The organism is Kitasatospora sp. NPDC015120 (genome assembly GCF_043080305.1).
Taxonomy (GTDB): Bacteria; Actinomycetota; Actinomycetes; order Streptomycetales; family Streptomycetaceae; genus Kitasatospora.
Genome location: NZ_JBIBVJ010000003.1, coordinates 115,585 through 131,613, shown reverse-complemented (window position 1 = coordinate 131,613; position 16,029 = coordinate 115,585). Strand labels below are relative to the sequence as shown.

Below are 16,029 nucleotides of genomic sequence, written 5' to 3'. Positions count from 1 at the left end.
GGGGGAGTCGGAGACGTGCGCGATCCGTTGGAGAACGTGGAACTCACCGAGGCCGTACAAGGTCTCAGAGACCAATTGATCACCGCCGCGGACGCTGCGGACAGCCAGCGCATCAGGTTCGAGGTCGACGAGATCACGCTGGACTTCTCGGTCGAGCTGCGACGCGACGCGACGACCAAGGCGGGGTTCAAGGCCTGGGTGGTCTCCGGCGACGCCCAGGTGGGGATGGCGCAGAACACCGTCCACAAGGTGTCCGTGAAGTTGAAGCCGAAGGACTCCGCCCGCGGCGGGCCGATCGAGATCGGCAGCCGGGCCGCGATCGACCTGGGTGACTTTGAGCATCCGTCCGGACTGCGCGGCGGATGAACGTCCGGTCCGTTGAACGCGTCGCCATCGTCCAGGGAGCGCGGCAGGGCAGCGGCTTCCTGTTGAACTCCCGCCTGGTGCTTACCTCGGCGCACCTGTTCGACGCGGATGACGGGGCCGCTCGCGTCGCTGTCCCCGGAGGGGTAGGGACGCGCAACTGCCGCCTCAAGTGGCGCCGTTACGACGAGGCGTGCGATGCGGCCCTGCTCGAAGTGGACGACGACCTGGTCAGGGACGCCACGACGTGCCGGATCTCCGACGTCCGCTGGGGCCGGACGGTGGGCCTGGCTGCCTGGGAGAACTGCGAAGCCGTGGGGTACCCGCTCATCTCGCTGCGGGACGGGACGAGACCGGACACTGAGCAGATCGTCGGCACGCTGAAGCCGGGGTCGTCGATCCTGCGCGGCCGCTACATCCTGGACAGCTCCCACACACCGCCGCCGACGGCCGGCACTCCCGGCGCATCGCCCTGGCAGGGGATGTCGGGTGCCGCGCTCTTCGCCGGAGAATTCCTGATCGGAGTGGTCTCCGGGGACCCGGGACAGTGGGCACACGCACGGGTGGAAGCCGTTCCAATCTCGGTCGTGGTGGCCGACCCTGGGTTCCAGCGGGCGGTACAGGCAGCCGCAGGGCTGCGGCCCGAAGTGGTGGAGATCGGCAGGCCGGCACCCCCCGCGGTGCATGAGGCCGCCACCTCCCGCGAAGGCGACTGGCTCCGGATCGCCGACGCCGACCCGATCTCCTTCGGAGTCCATCGCGCGCCGGACGCCGCCGGCCATCCGGAAGTGGTGCCGTACGTGCCACGCGACGTCGATGCCCAACTTGACGCCCGACTCGAAGCGCTGGCGGAGACCGGCGGCATGCTGCTCCTGACCGGGGATTCGGCGGCGGGCAAGTCGCGGGCCCTGTTCGAAGGCATGGTTCGCAATCTCCCGGACCGGTCGGTCTGCAAGCCGGATCCCGACGCCGACCTGGCCTTCCTGCACTCCCCCTCCGGAATCGACTACGAGAGCGTCGTGTGGCTCGACGACCTGCACACCTACTTGCGGTCCGACGGGCTGACGCCGTCTCTGCTCGACCGGCTCGTCCGCCGGGGCACGGTCGTGCTCGCGACGCTGCGCACCGAGTTCTACGAGCACTACACAGATGAGGAGGACGGGCCGTCACTCTCGCAGAGCACCGGGCCGCGTCTGCCGTCCTCGCCGGGCAGGGTGATCCGCGCTGCGCACCACCTCACGCTGGACCGGATCTGGACCGACGACGAGCGGCAGGCCGCGTCGGCGCGCCAGGACCCGCGCGTCGTCGCGGCCTTGAGCGCCGACCGGGCGCACGGGGTGGCAGAGTACCTGGCAGCGGGGCCCCAGGTCCTCAAGCGGTGGAAGGCCGCCTCCCGGGTACGAGGCAACCCCCGGGGGGCCGCGCTCGTCGAGGCTGCGGTCGCCCTTGCCCGCACGGGTGTGGACAGTGCACTGCCACCGGATTCACTGGAACGCCTCCACGAGTACTTCCTCGACCTGGCGGGCGGTCCGGCGCTGCGTCCGGAGGACATGGCGGATGCATGGAAGTGGGCGTCCCGGATCGTGCTGGGCGTGACCAGTCCCCTGGTGCCGGGCCGGGGCGGAACATGGAAGCCGTTCGACTACCTGGTGTCCGATGCTGCGCGCCGGGCCCGTCCGAACGAACTCCCGGAGCAGGTGTGGGAAGAGGCGCTGCGCGTCGTGGACGATACGCGCCGGGTGCTGGTGTCGACCGTCGCCAAGGTGGCAGGCCGGCCGGAGGTGGCCAAGGAGGTGCTCCGTCCCCTCGCGGAGGCAAACGATCCAGACGGCCTGATCAATCTGGGGGCTCTGCTGGCAGAGGAGGAAGACTATGACGGCGCCGCCCGCTGCTTCGAGTGCGCTGCCGCTCTGGGTGACTCCATGGGGGCACACAATATGGGTGCCGTCTCCTTCGTGCGGGGGGATCTGGAAGCGGCTCGGGAGTGGTACGAGCGCGCGATCCAGAGTGGGGAGCGGATGTCGATCGGAGCCCTCGGCCTGGTTCACGAGAAACTGGGCGACCAGGACGAGGCGGTGGCGCTCTGGAAACACGGTACCGAGGCCGGAGACCCCGGGAGTGCGCTGCACTACTCGGACTGGCTGAGGTCGAAATGGCAGTCGGACGAAGCCGTCGAAGCCCTGAGAGTTGCTGCCGACGGCAAGATCCCGCTCGCCGCCCTCTCGTACGCCGGCGTCCTCCTGCATAGGAAGGACCACGAGACGGCGAATGCCTACGTGTCGCGTGCCTACGCTGCAGCGGTCGAGCAGGGGGAGCTGGGTGATCCGATCGGCTGGCTGATGGCCGGTGTGACGGCGTACTCCTTCGGCGATGTCCGACTGGGGAAGAAATGGTGGAGCCGGGCGCAGGAGCGTGGCTGCCCCTCGGACTGGGTGGTCCTGGAGGCAGAGGAGGGCTCGTCCGGACTGCGGCACCTGGCCTTCAGCCAGGTCTGCCTGGACAGACTCGGAGAGGAGGAAGCCCGTTCGCTCATGCAGTTACTCTGGGCCGGCGACTGCCAGGACTGCGGATACCCCCTGGGTGACGGTGTTCCGGCGCTCTACGTGGACGACACCTTCATGGGGGCCGACGCGCGGCTCTTCCATTTCGGACTGTGCCGGTATCCGCACTGGAACGAGTCGGCCCTGACCCAGGTGGCCAAAGACGCGGGCATCAGCTGGACGGCCTTCACCGCCGGAGTGCCTACGGGGGAGGGATTCGGCCCGCCCTGCGTTCCCGCCCTCGTGGTCAACCCGTCTTTCGAGGTCGCGCAGTTGGTTCGCAGCGGGGACCGCTGGACAGCGACGGCAGCGTGCGGGCCCCGGTCGGCCAACGCCCAGGTGCTCAACCTGCGACCGGTGTGGTCCGGGCTGCCGCCCAGGTCCTCCGACGGGCGCGTCTGGGCACTCACCGGCCCCGGCGAAGCTGCGGTGGTAGTGCTCGGGCAAGTCTGGAGTGCTCCGGCGACCGAGGCGTTCATTGCGCTGGTGGAGCAATACGGCGGAATGCTGCTCATTACGACGAGCGCGGTCGGGCCCGCATCCGAGGCCTCGGTGGACGTTCTGGAGGATGTCCTGCAGGCCTGGGACTCGATGACGAGGTGGGTCCCCTTGAAGCCTGAGGCTCGGGGGTAGGCCGTTCCCTGCAGATCATTCGATTATTGGTTGATGCGCAATAGGCCCGAACTGGTCGACGAGCGCGGCGCCGTGGCCTGGCAGCAACGCACCGCGCTGTGCGGCCACCCGCTGCCTGACGCGGTCGAGAGCATCGACTGCCCGCTGTGCTTCCCCGGGCAGTTCCACGACGTCGAGACCGGCCTGCACTCAACGTCTTCCGGTACTACGACCCGCCCACCGCCGACTCTCTCAGCCCCGACCCGCTGGGCCTCGATCCGGACCTGATCGACCTATACCACGCGATGCCAGCAGCGTCGAGCAGAAACAGGCCCACGACTGGGCCAACACAGCGATCATGCCTGGCTTCAAGGCCTCTACAAAATCCGATTCAGCTCAAACCGCTGGTGACGGCCTTCTCAACCGTCGAACACCCTGTCTTCGCACCCTATGGCCGAGCGCGGCCACCTGCCCGCGCTCGACCAGCGCACTGATCAACCTGGACCGGTCCCGACATGTGCCACGGCCGCCATCGATCTCAACTACCTAGCCCGATAGAGCCGGTGGGCGGCGATCAGGTCGCGGTACCAGGTGTACGAGGCCTTCGGGGTGCGGTGCTGGGTGGCGAAGTCGACGTGGACGAGGCCGAAGCGTTGGTGGTAGCCCTCGGCCCATTCGAAGTTGTCGAGGAGGGACCAGGTGTAGTAGCCGCGGACGTCGATGCCCTCGGCGGTGGCGCGGGCGAGGGCGTCGAGGTGGGCGGACATGAAGTCGATGCGGGGCTGGTCGGGGGTGGTGGATTCGTCGACGGAGCAGCCGTTCTCGGTGATGGTGAGGGGTGGGAGGGCCTTGCCGTAGGTGTCGCGGAGGTGGAGCAGGAGGGTGGTGAGGGCGTCGGGGACGACGGGCCAGCCGAAGGCGGTGTGGGGGGCTTCGGGGATGTCGACGAGGTCGAAGGGCAGGCCGGGGGCGGTGGGGGCGGCGACGCGGGTGGGGTTGTAGAAGTTGAGGCCGAGGCCGTCCAGGCCGGGGGTGTGGATGAGGTCGAGGTCGCCGGGGCGGACAGCGCCGAAGATGTCGTCGGGGACGCCGAGGAGGGAGAGGTCGGGGTAGCGGCCGAGGAGGACGGGGTCGGTGAACAGGCGGTTGTGGAGGGTGTCGTAGGCCGAGGCGGCGGCGAGGTCGGCGGGGTCCTGGGAGGCCGGTTCGACCGGGGTGAGGTTGTTGGAGAGCATCGCCTCCAGGCCGCGTTCGTGGAGGATCGAGGCGGCCAGGCCGTGGGCGAGGAGCTGGTGGTGGGCGGCCGGGAGGGCCTCGAACATCAGGGTGCGGCCGGGGGCGTGGGTGCCCAGGGCGTAGCCGAAGACGGTGTGGACGAAGGGCTCGTTGAGGGTGATCCAGGTGGGGACGCGGTCGCCGAGGCGGTCGGTGACGAGGGCGGTGTAGTCGGCGAAGCGGTGGGCGGTGTCCCGGTTCAGCCAGCCGCCGTGGTCTTCGAGGGCCTGCGGGAGGTCCCAGTGGAAGAGGGTGGGGAGCGGGGTGATGCCAGCGCCGAGGAGGGCGTCCACGAGGCGGTCGTAGAAGGCGAGGCCGGCGGGGTTCACGGGGCCCGCGCCGGTGGGCCGGATGCGGGGCCAGGCGAGGGAAAAGCGGTAGCCGTCGAGGCCGAGGCCCTGCATCAGGGCGATGTCCTCGGGCCAGCGGTGGTAGTGGTCGCAGGCCACGGCGCCGGTGTGGCCGTCGCGGACGGCGCCGGGGCGGGCGGCGAAGGTGTCCCAGACGGACGGGCCGCGGCCGTCCTCGTCGGCCGCCCCCTCGATCTGGTAGGCGGCGGTGGCGGCACCCCAGCGGAAGTCCGCCGGCAGGTCGAAGCGGTCGGGCATGACGGCCTCCTGCGTGAACGTGAGGGTCTGTCATGTTAGCGGGGTCACACCGGAGCACCAGAGGGCCCGGGGGCCGGGGAGCCCGGGAGCCGGGGAGCCCGGGAGCCGGCGCCCGACAGCCGGCAGCCCGGGTGCACAGGGGCGCGCACCCGGGCTTGCCGACGGGGGTGGTTCAGACGGTTCAGGCGGTTCAGGCGCCGTAGGGCAGCGGGGCGGCCGGGCTGACGAGGCCGGCGGCGCGCAGCTCCTGCCAGAACGCGGCGGGGACGGTCTCGACGAGCGCCGCGCGGTCCTCGGCGATGCGGCTGGGCTTGGTGGCGCCGGCGACGACCGCGGCGGTGACCGGGTGGGCGAGGGAGAACTGGAGGGCGGCGGCCTTGATGCTCACGCCGTGCTCGGCGGCCAGGCCCTTGAGCCGGGTGACGCGCTCGACGATGTGCGCAGGGGCTTCCTGGTACTCGAAGTGGGTGCCGCCGGCGAGGATGCCGGAGCTGTAGGGGCCGCCGACGACCATGTCGACGTTCTGCTCCTGGGCGAGGGGCAGCAGGCGCTGGAGGGCGTGCTCGTGGTCGAGGAGGGTGTAGCGGCCGGCGAGGAGGAAGCCGTCGGGCCGGGGCTCGTCGAGGGCGAGGGTGAGCTCGATCGGCTCGGTCTTGTTGACGCCCAGGCCCCAGGCCTTGATGACGCCCTCGTCGCGCAGCCGGGACAGGACGCGGAAGGCGCCGGTGCGGGCCTCCTCGAACTTCTGCAGCCACTGGTCGCCGTGGAAGTCCTGGGCGATGTCGTGGACCCAGACGATGTCCAGGCGGTCGGTGCGCAGGCGCTTGAGGCTGTCCTCGATGGAGCGCTCGGTGGCCTCGGCGGTCCAGACGTGGAGCATCTTGTTGGGGTTGCCGTGCTCGAACAGGCCGCCCTTCTCGCCGAGGTCGCGGCTGCCCTGCTCCAGTTCGTCGAGGATGACGCGGCCGACCTTGGTGGACAGCACGTACTCCCCGCGGGGCTTGGCGGACAGGACCTCGCCGAGGCGCTCCTCCGACAGGCCGGCGCCGTAGAAGGGGGCGGTGTCGTAGTAGCGCACGCCCTGGTCCCAGGCGGCCTCGACGGTGGCGAGTGCCTCGACCTCGGGGATCGCGCGGAACATGTTGCCGAGCGGGGCGGTGCCGTAGCCGAGCTTGCCGGGGAGGAGTTCCTTGAGGGACATGGTGGTGCCTTTTCCAACGGAGGGTGCGGGGTGCAAGGCCCGCTCATGAGATGCGAGCGCCCCTTGCCTGCTTTAACAATAATTGCAGGCGCGGGCTAATGCAAGGACTCTAGGCGACGGAGGCGGAGAAGCGCGGCAGGACGTGCTCCGCGAGCTCCTGCAGCAGCTCCTCCACCGGCCGGTCGTTGGGCCGCAGGTTGAAGGAGACGTGCGAGACCCCGGACAGCGCCATGGTCTCCAGGTGCTCGATCAGGGCGTTGCGGCCGGTGCTGAGGCCGAGCCGGATCGGACGGGCCGGAGCGTCCGGGTCCTCCTGGAGGGTGAGCACCATCGGGGTGAGGTACGGCTTCTCCCCCGCGAGTTCGCGCCACTGGCGGGTCCGCAGGCGCAGCGCGCCCAGGTCGCGGGGGTAGTTGAGCGAGGCGTCGGCGTGCTCGGCGATCCACTCGGGCGTCTGCTGGGCGCCGCCGGCGACGGCGATCGGGATGCCCGCGGGCTGCTCCGGCTTCGGCAGGACCTCCAGCTGGAAGTCCGCGCCGAGTCCGGCCCCGGGCAGCTCCAGCGGGCCCGGGCGCCAGGCGGCGCGCAGGGTGTGCAGTCCCTCGCGGAAGGCGGCGCCACGGGCCTCGAAGTCCCGCCCGAAGAGCGGGTACTCGACGGGCCGGTCGCCGCTGGCGAGGCCGAGCAGCATCCGGCCGCCGGAGAGCGCGTCGACGGTGGCGGCGGCCTTGGCGACGAGCAGCGGCTCGCGCAGCGGCAGGACGACGGCCGCGGTGCCGAGGACGGCGCGCTCGGTGACGGCGGCGAGGTGGCCGAGGTGGGTGAAGGTCTCGAACACCGTCCCGGCGTCCCCGAAGCGGACGGGGTCGAAGAGCGGGACGTCACGCACCCAGAGGCCGGCGAAGCCGAGCCGGTCGGCGAGCCGGGCGAGGCGTGCGTGCTCGGCGAGGTCCGGGACGCCGTGGGGGCGGCCGGCCGCACGGTCGGCGGTCTGCCGGGAGGGGCCCCAGTCGTTGTCGAGCGGGAGTTCCAGGCCGAGGGTGAGCCGGCCCTCGCCGGGGGCGAGGCGGGCGAGGGCGGGGTGACGGAGTGCCATGGGTGAGTCGGTCCTCAGAGCGGTCGGAGCGGGGGAATCGGGACGGAGAGTCGGCGCGGGAACGGGAACGGGGCGGGGGCGGGAACGGGCGAAGCCCGCCGCGGACCGGCCGGGAAGGGCCGGCCCGCAGCGGGCTTCCGGGGGTGCGGGTCGGTCAGTTGAACTGGTCCGGGTGCGGGCCCGTGCGCAGGCCGCGGTCGGTGGCGGCGATGGCGGCCATGTCCTCGCCGGTCAGCTCGAAGTCGAAGACGTCCAGGTTCTGGCGGATGCGCGCCGGGGTGACGGACTTCGGGATGACGATGTTGCCGAGCTGGAGGTGCCAGCGCAGCACCACCTGGGCGGCGGACTTGCCGGTGCGCTCGGCGATCGCGGTGATCGCCGGGTCGTCCAGGACGGCGCCCTGGGCGAGCGGGCTCCAGGCCTCGGTGGCGATGCCGTGCTCGGCGTGGAAGGCGCGCAGCTCGGCCTGCTGGAGGCCGGGGTGCAGCTCGACCTGGTTCACGGCCGGGACGAGCTCGCTGTTGTCCAGCAGGCGCTGGAGGTGGGCGGGCTGGAAGTTGGAGACGCCGGCGGCGCGGATCCGGCCCTCGGCGGCGAGGCGCTCGATGGCCCGCCAGGAGTCGAGGTAGAGGTCCCGGGCCGGGGTGGGCCAGTGGATCAGGTACAGGTCGAGGGTCTCCAGGCCCAGCTTGGCGAGGCTGGCGTCGAAGGCGCGCAGGGTCTCGTCGTAGCCCTGGTCGGCGTTCCACAGCTTGGTGGTGATGAAGAGGTCCTCGCGCGGCACGCCGGCCTCGGCGAGGGCGCGGCCGACGCCGGCCTCGTTGCCGTAGATCGCGGCGGTGTCGATGCTGCGGTAGCCGGCCTCCAGGGCGCTGGCGACGGCGGCGGTGGTCTGGTCGTCGGGGACCTGGAAGACGCCGAAGCCGAGCTGGGGGATCTCGACGCCGTTGTTGAGCTTCACGGTGGGGACAGCGGGGGTGCTCATGGTGGTACCGGTCTTTCAGTCGGTGCGGTTGGTGAGGGTGTAGCGGACGGTCTGGGCACTGATGAGGCCGTCGCGGAAGACGAAGGTGTCGGTGCCGTCGGCGACCCGGTGGGTGCCGGTGGCGGCGGCCCACTGGAGGAACAGCACCCCGCCCGCGAACTGCGGGTCCAGCTGCCAGTCGGCGTCCGGGAGATCGGCCAGGAGGCGGCCGATGACCTTCCGGACCCCGTCGTGGCCGTGGAACGCGCCGTCGGGGGTGATCAGGACGGCGTCCTCGGTGTAGTTCCCGGCGATGCGGTCGAGGTCGCCGGTGCCCAGGCGCTCGCCGTGGTCGGCGAAGACCTCGCGCGGCGTGCGGGTCACCGGTTCAGTTCCTGGAGGGCGGCGGTGGCGAAGGAGTGGTCCTGCTCGGGGGCGCCGCCGCCGAGGCCGATGGCGCCGACGAGGCGGCCGTCGCGGTGGACCGGGATGCCGCCGGCGATGAACAGCAGCGGACGGTCGAGGGCGGTCGGCAGCGAGTGGAACGGGCCGTCCGGCTTGACGAGGTCGACCAGGTCGGCGGTCGGGGCGTTCAGCTGCAGCGCGGTGTAGGCCTTGCGGGTGCTGGTCTCGCCGGAGATCAGGACGGCGCGGTCGTCGCGGCGGAAGGCGAGCAGGTGGCCCCCGGCGTCGAGGACGGTGACGCTGACCGGGACCCCGGCCGCCTCGGCGGCGGCGCGGGCGGCGTTGATCAGGGTCTCGGCGTCGGCGGTGGTCAGCGGGGTGAGGGTGGTGCTCATGGTGGCGCTTCTCCTGGAAGGAACGGGACGGGTGCGTCAGTGGTGGACGGTCAGTGGTGGACGGTCAGTGGTGGACGGGGACGGGAGTGGCGGTGACGGCGCCCTCCCGTACGGGGGTGCGGCGCTCCAGGACGGCGGACCAGACGGCCAGCAGGAGGGCGGCCCCGGCGAGCAGCGCGCCGACCCAGTTCGGGGCGGTGTAACCGAGGCCGGCGGCGATGACCTGCCCGCCGAGCCACGCGGCGAGGGCGTTGCCGAGGTTGAAGGCGCCGATGTTGACGGCGGAGGCCAGGGTGGGCGCGCCGTGCGCCTGGTCGAGGACCCGCTTCTGCAGCGGCGGGACGGTGGCGAAGCCGAGCGCCCCGACGAGCAGGATGGAGACCGCGGCGAGGATCTTGTTGTGGGCCGTGAGGGTGAACAGGGCCAGGACGACGGCGAGTCCGCCGAGGGAGGCGTAGAGCATCGGCATCAGCTTGCGGTCGGCGAACTTGCCGCCGAGCAGGTTGCCGAGGAACATCCCGACGCCGAACAGGACCAGCAGCCAGGTTACGGCGCCGTCGGAGTACCCCGCGACGTGGGTCATCATCGGGGCGATGTAGGTGATCGCCGCGAAGACACCGCCGAAGCCGAGGACGGTCATCGCCATCGCGAGCAGGACCTGCGGGTTGCGGAACGCCGTGAGCTCGCGGCGCAGGTGGGCCCCTTCGGGGCGGGGCAGGGCGGGGACGAGCTTGGCGATGCCGAGCAGTCCGACCACGCCGAGCGCGGCGACGACGGCGAAGGTGACGCGCCAGCCGACGGCCTGGCCGATGAAGGTGCCCATCGGAACGCCGACGATGTTGGCGATGGTGAGGCCGGTGAACATCGTGGCGATGGCGCCGGCCTTCTTGTCGGGGGCCACGAGGTCCGCGGCGACCACCGAGCCGATGCCGAAGAACGCCCCGTGGGCGAGGGAGGCCACGATGCGGCCGACGAGCATCACGCCCATGGTCGGTGCCACGGCGGAGAGCAGGTTCCCCGCCACGAACAGGCCCATCAGGATCATGAGCATGGTCTTGCGGCTGATCCGGGTGCCGAGCACCGTCATCAGCGGGGCGCCGATGACGACGCCGATCGCGTAACCGGTGACCAGGAGCCCGGCGGAGGGGATGGACACTCCGTAGTCGCCCGCGATCTCGGGCAGCAGGCCCATGACCACGAACTCGGTCGTACCGATCCCGAAGGCCCCGATGGCCAGGGCCAGGAGCGCGAGAGGCATGGTGTACTGCCTTCCTTACGATTGCTGTTGCGGCTTACGTGCTCCGACAATAGTTGCAAGCGCGGGCAAAGTGCAAGTGCGGGCATCTGCCCATCGCCGACGGCGGGCGTCGGCCGCCCATAATACTTGCATGGGCGGGATACCTGTGTTGGCAGATATTCCGTGCAAGGGCTTATCCTGGGGTGGAACCCCTGGAAAGGAGTGCCGCGCCCATGACCGCCACGGACCCCGCGCTGACCGCCCTCGCCAACGGCTGGGCCGCCCTCTACCTCCTGGCCGGCCGGATCGAGGCGCACATCGAGCGCGCCCTGCAGGCCGAGCACGACCTGAGCGTGCGCGAGTACTCGCTGCTCGACGTGCTCAGCCGCCAGCACGACGGTGAGGGCGGGCACCTGCAGATGAAGCAGGTTGCCGACGCGGTGGTGCTCAGCCAGAGCGCCACCACCCGCCTCGTCACCCGGCTGGAGGACCGCGGCCTGCTCTCGCGCTACCTCTGCGCGACCGACCGTCGCGGCATCTACACCGATGTGACCGGACCCGGCCTGGAGCTCCTGGAAGCGGCCAGGCCCACCAACCAGGCCGCCCTGCGGGAGGCGCTGGACGAGGCCGCCCGGAACCCCGAGCTGGCCCCGCTGGTCGCCACCGTCGAGGAGATGAACACGGCGCGACGGCTCCCGGAGCCCGCCGCCGCGCACTGACCGGGCACGACGAAGCCCCGGGACCACGCGCCAGCGGTCCCGGGGCTTCGTGCCGACGGTCAGGCGAGGGTCGCGCCGCGGGTACGGGCGAGGTCCTCCAGGCCGTAGCGGGTGACGTGTTCGGGGTTGCCGAGGTCAATGGCGCGGACGCCCTCGGCGGTCAGGCGGGCGTTGATCTCGTCCAGGTGCTGTTGGACGAGCAGCTTCTCGGCGTCGGTGGTGCGGCCCTTGTGGGGGCGGCCGGCGTGCTCCAGGCTCGCGTAGTTGACCCGCTCGCGGACGGACGCGGCGGCGCCGGCCGGGGCGCCCTGGACCGGGAAGGGGCGCGCGACCCGCTGGGCGCCGCGCAGCACCTCGGCCATCGGCGCGGCCGTGGCCAGCCTGTCGAACGCCTCGGCGGTCATCACGACGGTCTCCGGCTCCTCGCCGTCCGGGTGGTGCAGCTCGACCGTCACCAGGTCGAGCGCCAGGCCCGCGATCCCGGCCAGTTCGCCGGGGAGCGCCTCGATCTCGACCGGGCCGTCCGCCAGGTCGGGGTGTTCGCGGACGACGATCCGCACCAGGTCGTCCTCGTTCTCCGCGTGCTTGCCGGTCAGGTCCGAGAACCGGATGATCTTCTGGCCCACTTGTCTTCCCTCTCCCTGCCCCTGTGATCAGCGCCGAGCCTAGCCGGGGCGCAGCCGGCGGACGTGCGGAGCGGACGTGCGACGGGCGCGCGGGGAGGGCGCGCGGGATTGGCCCGCCGAACGGCGGATGCGGCACAGTGGCCCCATGAGCGCGGACACGAGGAGTCACCCGGTCTCCGGGCGGACCGGCGCCGGGCGGCGACGGCCGGTGCAGCAGCGCAGCCAGGAGCGCTACCGGCGGATCCTGGACGCCTGCGCCGCACTGCTCGACGAGGCCGGGGCGGCGGCGCTCACCACCAAGGAGGTGGCCCGGCGCGCGCGGGTGCCGATCGGCACCCTGTACCAGTTCTTCGCCGGCAAGGAGGACCTCCTCGCCGCCCTCGCCGGGCGCAACCTCGACCAGTACCTGCAACGGCTCGACGACCGGCTGCGGTCCGAGGCGCCCGCCGGACCGGCCGGGTTCACCGATCTGGCGGTGGAGGAGTTCGTCGCGATGAAGCGCACGGTTCCCGGCTTCGGGCAGCTGGACTTCGGGCTCGCCGGACTTGCCGTCCCGGCGGGCGTCCGCGCCGAACGCCATCTGCTGGACCCCGAGGTGGACAACAACACCGCCGTCGCGCTGCGGCTCCAGGCGCTCGGCGGCGAACTCTTCGCGGCCGCCGACCCGGCGGCCCTCACGCTCGGCCTGCGGGTGGCCCTGGAGGCGGCGGACGCGGTGCTCAAGCTCGCCTTCCGCTGCGACCCGGACGGCGACCCGGCGATGATCTCCGCCTGCAAACGGCTGGTCCGCTGCTACCTCGTCGATCAGCTCGGCGGGCCACCCGGCGGGCCACCCGGCGCACAGCCCGGCCGTCCCTGAACGAGCACCCGGGGCGGAGCCGGCGAGCCGTTGCGGGCCGGCCGCGGGGGCAGCACAGTGGAGACAGCAGCACGGTGGGACGGAGGAGGGCGGCAACGGCCGGCCCGCCGTCCCCGCTGTCCGCACACACCCCGAGGAGCAAGACCATGCACGCAGCGGTAGGTGACCAGCTCCACATCCACAGCCGGGCGGTGGGCATGGTCGACCAGAAGGGCGAGATCGTCGAGGTGCGCGGCCAGGACGGCCAACCGCCGTACATGGTCCGCTTCGAGGACGGCCACACGGGTCTGGTCTACCCGGGCCCGGACTGCAACATCGAACCCCGCGAGGCGATCCGCTGACGCCATCGGCCGCCGGCCACCGCCCCGTGCCGGTGCGGCCCGGGGCGGTGAGCCGTGCCGTTCCCCGGTGGCGGCCTGCCCCTCTGTGACGGGCCGCTCCTCGGTGACGGCCCGCTCCTCGGTGACGGCGCCCCGCCCCTGCCTGGTCCGCTGGCGGCGCTCGCGCCGGTGCTGGAGCAGTACGGCTACCCGGCGGTGGCGCTGTTCGTCCTGCTCGACAACTGCGGGATCCCCGCACCCGGGCAGACCATCCTGGTGCTGGCCGCCGTCTTCGCGGGCACCGGCCACCTGGACTTCGCCGCCGTGGTGGCGATCGCCTTCGCGGCCGCCGTGCTCGGCAACACCCTGGGCCACCTGATCGGCGTCACCGGCGGCCGCGCCTTCGTGCACCGCTGGGGCCGGTACGTGCTGCTCACACCGGAGCGGACGGCCCGCGGGGAGGTGTTCTTCGCCCGGCACGGCGGCAAGGTGGTGACCGTCGCCCGGTTCTTCGACGGACTGCGGCAGACCAACGGCATCATCGCCGGGACGACCGGCATGCCCTGGCCGCGGTTCCAGGTGTTCAACGTGCTGGGCGCCGCACTCTGGGTGGGCGTGTGGTCCACCGTCGGGTACCTGGCCGGCGCGCACGTGGGCACGGTCTGGCGGACGGCCGTGCGGTACCAGCTGTGGCTGTTGACCGGCCTGGGCGCCCTGGCCGTCCTGTTCGCCGTCCGCCACCTGCTGCGCGGCCGCCGGGGGCGGGCGCCGGACGCGGGCGCGGGCGCGGACTCGCGGGGCGGAGGAGAAGGAGAAGGAGACGGCGAGGGGGAGGGCGGGGCGGACGGCCGCGGTTGCGACGGCCGTCCCGGCCGGTGAGCCTGGAAACGATCACCTGGGAGGCGAGGATGGCCGACGTCGGGACGCGCACCGGCCCCGGGAGCGGGGAGACGCACCGGGCACCCGCCAACCGGACCGTCGTCCTCGCCGTCCTCGGCGCCACCGCCGTGGCCCTGGGCGCGCAGGCGGCGGGCGGCACCAGTGCCCGGCTCGTCCTGCTGCTGGTGTTCGTCCCCGCGCTGCTGGCCGGACTGGGCACGCTCGCCCAGACCGTCGGCGCCGCGATCTGGGTCACCGCCGTCATCCTCGTCAGCTCGGTGTTCTTCCCACCGGAGTCGATCAACGGCCGGGCGCTGACGCTGGCCACCGTCGTCGGCGCCTCCGCCGTCGCCGTGCTGCTCTGCTCGCGCCGGGTCCGGCGCGAGCGCGAGCTGCACCGGATGCGGCAGAGCGCCGTCGCCCTCCAGCGCCAACTCCTGCGCCCGCTGCCCGCGCTGACCTCCGACGTCCTGCTCCACGGCCGCTACCGGCCGATCGAGGAGGACGCCATGGTCGGCGGCGACCTCTACGACATCGCCGACACCCCCTACGGCACCCGGGTCGTCATCGGCGACGTCCAGGGCAAGGGGCTGCCCGCGATCGGCACCGGCTTCGCCGTGCTCGGCGCCTTCCGCGAAGCCGCCTTCCGCGAACCCGCGCTCACCGACGTCGCCCTCGCCCTGGAGGACGCGGTCACCCGCCACAACGCGTACGCGGCGCAGAGCGGCGAGGCCGAGCGCTTCGTCACCGCCACCGTGTACGGCCTGGACCGCCGCACCGGCGTGCAGGCCGTCAACTGCGGCCACCTCGCCCCGTACCTGCTCCTCGGCGGGCACGTGGAGGCCGTCCCGCTGACGGCCGGCGTGCCGCTCGGGCTCGCCGACCTCGCCGGGGAGGTGCGGACCGTCCAGTGGTTCGACCTCCCCGACGACGGGACGCTGCTGCTGCTCACCGACGGGGTCACCGAGGCCGCCGACCGCGCCGGCGTCTTCTACCCGGTCGAGCGGCGGCTCCTCGCCCTGGGCGACCGCACCCCGGACCAGCTCCCCGAGGCCCTCGACGAGGACGTCCACCGCCACAGCCACGGCCGCCGGCGGGACGACCTCACGATCCTCGCACTGCGCCGCAACCCCGGCGCCGGACCGGTGACCTAGCGCAGCGGGAAGACCTCGAAGGCGACGGCGAAGCGCGTGCCCAGCCGGGTGCCCGCGCCGCGGCCGGCGCTCTCCAGGAAGCCGCGGGCGTCCGCCATCGCGCCGCCGAGACCGGCGAGGTACGCCTTGTGGGCCTCCAGCGAGGCCACGCCCCGGTCGAAGTGGTCGGTGGTGTCCACCGCGTGCGCCGAATCCGGCGAGGACGCCGCCCAGATCTGCCGCACGCCGTTCCACGGCTCAAGGCCCTCGTCGACCAGCTCGCGGAAGACCCAGCGGTTGCCCGCGTCCCGCACCGCGTCCAGGGTGGCCCGGCCGACGGCGATGTGGTCGGCCTGGTTGAGGAAGACCCCGCCCCAGGTGTCGCGGAAGTTGCTGGTGATGACGATGTCCGGGCGGTGCCGGCGCACCACCCGGGCGATGTCACGGCGCAGCGGCAGGCCGTACTCGACGACGCCGTCCGGGTGGCCGAGGAACTCGACGGTGTCGACGCCGACGACGGCGGCGGAGGCGATCTGCTCGGCCTCGCGCAGCGGGCCGCACCGTTCGGGGTCCATGCCGTCGATGCCGGCCTCGCCGCTGGTGACCATCACATAGACGACCTTCTTGCCCTGGTCCGTCCAGCGGGCGACGGCGGCGGCCCCGCCGTACTCCATGTCGTCGGGGTGGGCGACGACGACCAGGGCGGTCTGCCAGTCCTCGTCGACGGGCTCGAAGGGCGCGGGTGCCTGGTGCTCGGTCATGGTGGTGCTGCCTCTCCGTGGTGCCGGCGGGTGCCG

Annotated in this window: 17 protein-coding genes; 8 read left to right on the top strand and 9 right to left on the bottom strand. The window is 72.4% G+C overall.

The genetic code is table 11. The features are described from left to right. Positions 1–15 precede the first annotated feature (15 nt). Genes ACF1AK_RS09380 through ACF1AK_RS09370 form a run of 3 tightly spaced genes read left to right on the top strand, consistent with a single transcriptional unit; the run spans position 16 to position 3,803 of the window. The gene (locus tag ACF1AK_RS09380; protein WP_391498154.1) at positions 16–366 is read left to right on the top strand and encodes a trypco2 family protein; all 351 of its coding nucleotides are present in this window, start codon (positions 16–18) and stop codon (positions 364–366) included. Further along, positions 363–3,536, top strand: coding sequence for a trypsin-like peptidase domain-containing protein (locus ACF1AK_RS09375; RefSeq protein ID WP_391498153.1), 3,174 nt, complete (start codon positions 363–365; stop codon positions 3,534–3,536). Before ACF1AK_RS09380 ends, ACF1AK_RS09375 begins: the two co-directional genes overlap by 4 nt. Positions 3,537–3,569: 33 nt before the next feature. Further along, positions 3,570–3,803, top strand: coding sequence for a hypothetical protein (locus ACF1AK_RS09370; protein WP_391498152.1), 234 nt, complete (start codon positions 3,570–3,572; stop codon positions 3,801–3,803). A 254-nt stretch (positions 3,804–4,057) separates the two neighbouring features. Here ACF1AK_RS09370 and ACF1AK_RS09365 read toward each other — a convergent pair whose 3' ends face one another. The 7 genes from ACF1AK_RS09365 to ACF1AK_RS09335 form a co-directional block, all read right to left on the bottom strand. Then, positions 4,058–5,398 carry a GH1 family beta-glucosidase gene (locus ACF1AK_RS09365; RefSeq protein ID WP_391498151.1) on the bottom strand — a complete coding sequence of 447 codons (1,341 nt, stop codon included), beginning with the start codon at positions 5,396–5,398 and terminating at the stop codon, positions 4,058–4,060. A gap of 190 nt (positions 5,399–5,588) precedes the next feature. Next, positions 5,589–6,599 (bottom strand): aldo/keto reductase, encoded by a 1,011-nt coding sequence (locus ACF1AK_RS09360; protein ID WP_391498150.1) that lies wholly within the window; start codon positions 6,597–6,599, stop codon positions 5,589–5,591. Positions 6,600–6,708: 109 nt separating this feature from the next. Beyond that, positions 6,709–7,695: a TIGR03571 family LLM class oxidoreductase gene (locus ACF1AK_RS09355; RefSeq protein ID WP_391498149.1), complete on the bottom strand. Its 987-nt coding sequence runs from the start codon at positions 7,693–7,695 to the stop codon at positions 6,709–6,711. 154 nt (positions 7,696–7,849) lie between these two features. Beyond that, positions 7,850–8,680 (bottom strand): aldo/keto reductase, encoded by an 831-nt coding sequence (locus ACF1AK_RS09350; RefSeq protein WP_391498148.1) that lies wholly within the window; start codon positions 8,678–8,680, stop codon positions 7,850–7,852. Between the two features lie 15 nt (positions 8,681–8,695). After that, positions 8,696–9,043, bottom strand: coding sequence for a nuclear transport factor 2 family protein (locus ACF1AK_RS09345; protein WP_391498147.1), 348 nt, complete (start codon positions 9,041–9,043; stop codon positions 8,696–8,698). Further along, positions 9,040–9,459, bottom strand: coding sequence for a heme-binding protein (locus tag ACF1AK_RS09340; RefSeq protein ID WP_391498146.1), 420 nt, complete (start codon positions 9,457–9,459; stop codon positions 9,040–9,042). The genes ACF1AK_RS09345 and ACF1AK_RS09340 overlap by 4 nt, the downstream gene beginning before the upstream one ends. A gap of 64 nt (positions 9,460–9,523) precedes the next feature. After that, complete coding sequence (locus ACF1AK_RS09335) at positions 9,524–10,717, bottom strand: MFS transporter (RefSeq protein ID WP_391498145.1); 1,194 nt, start codon at positions 10,715–10,717, stop codon at positions 9,524–9,526. 212 nt (positions 10,718–10,929) lie between these two features. Here ACF1AK_RS09335 and ACF1AK_RS09330 point away from each other — a divergent pair, with 212 nt between their 5' ends. Beyond that, positions 10,930–11,415, top strand: coding sequence for a MarR family winged helix-turn-helix transcriptional regulator (locus ACF1AK_RS09330; RefSeq protein ID WP_391498144.1), 486 nt, complete (start codon positions 10,930–10,932; stop codon positions 11,413–11,415). Positions 11,416–11,474: 59 nt separating this feature from the next. On the opposite strand, the gene ACF1AK_RS09325 is transcribed toward ACF1AK_RS09330, so the two are convergent. Beyond that, positions 11,475–12,041: a hypothetical protein gene (locus tag ACF1AK_RS09325; RefSeq protein ID WP_391498143.1), complete on the bottom strand. Its 567-nt coding sequence runs from the start codon at positions 12,039–12,041 to the stop codon at positions 11,475–11,477. Between the two features lie 145 nt (positions 12,042–12,186). Here ACF1AK_RS09325 and ACF1AK_RS09320 point away from each other — a divergent pair, with 145 nt between their 5' ends. The 4 genes from ACF1AK_RS09320 (at position 12,187) to ACF1AK_RS09305 (ending at position 15,253) form a co-directional block, all read left to right on the top strand. Next, the gene (locus tag ACF1AK_RS09320) at positions 12,187–12,900 is read left to right on the top strand and encodes a TetR/AcrR family transcriptional regulator (RefSeq protein ID WP_391498142.1); all 714 of its coding nucleotides are present in this window, start codon (positions 12,187–12,189) and stop codon (positions 12,898–12,900) included. 146 nt (positions 12,901–13,046) lie between these two features. Beyond that, complete coding sequence (locus ACF1AK_RS09315; RefSeq protein WP_380228568.1) at positions 13,047–13,241, top strand: DUF1918 domain-containing protein; 195 nt, start codon at positions 13,047–13,049, stop codon at positions 13,239–13,241. A 54-nt stretch (positions 13,242–13,295) separates the two neighbouring features. After that, on the top strand, positions 13,296–14,099 hold the full coding sequence (locus ACF1AK_RS09310; protein ID WP_391498141.1) for a DedA family protein: 804 nt from the start codon (positions 13,296–13,298) through the stop codon (positions 14,097–14,099). Positions 14,100–14,128: 29 nt separating this feature from the next. Beyond that, positions 14,129–15,253 (top strand): PP2C family protein-serine/threonine phosphatase, encoded by a 1,125-nt coding sequence (locus tag ACF1AK_RS09305; RefSeq protein WP_391498140.1) that lies wholly within the window; start codon positions 14,129–14,131, stop codon positions 15,251–15,253. Here ACF1AK_RS09305 and ACF1AK_RS09300 read toward each other — a convergent pair. Continuing rightward, positions 15,250–15,993 (bottom strand): PIG-L deacetylase family protein, encoded by a 744-nt coding sequence (locus ACF1AK_RS09300; RefSeq protein WP_391498139.1) that lies wholly within the window; start codon positions 15,991–15,993, stop codon positions 15,250–15,252. The genes ACF1AK_RS09305 and ACF1AK_RS09300 overlap by 4 nt on opposite strands. Positions 15,994–16,029 lie beyond the last annotated feature (36 nt).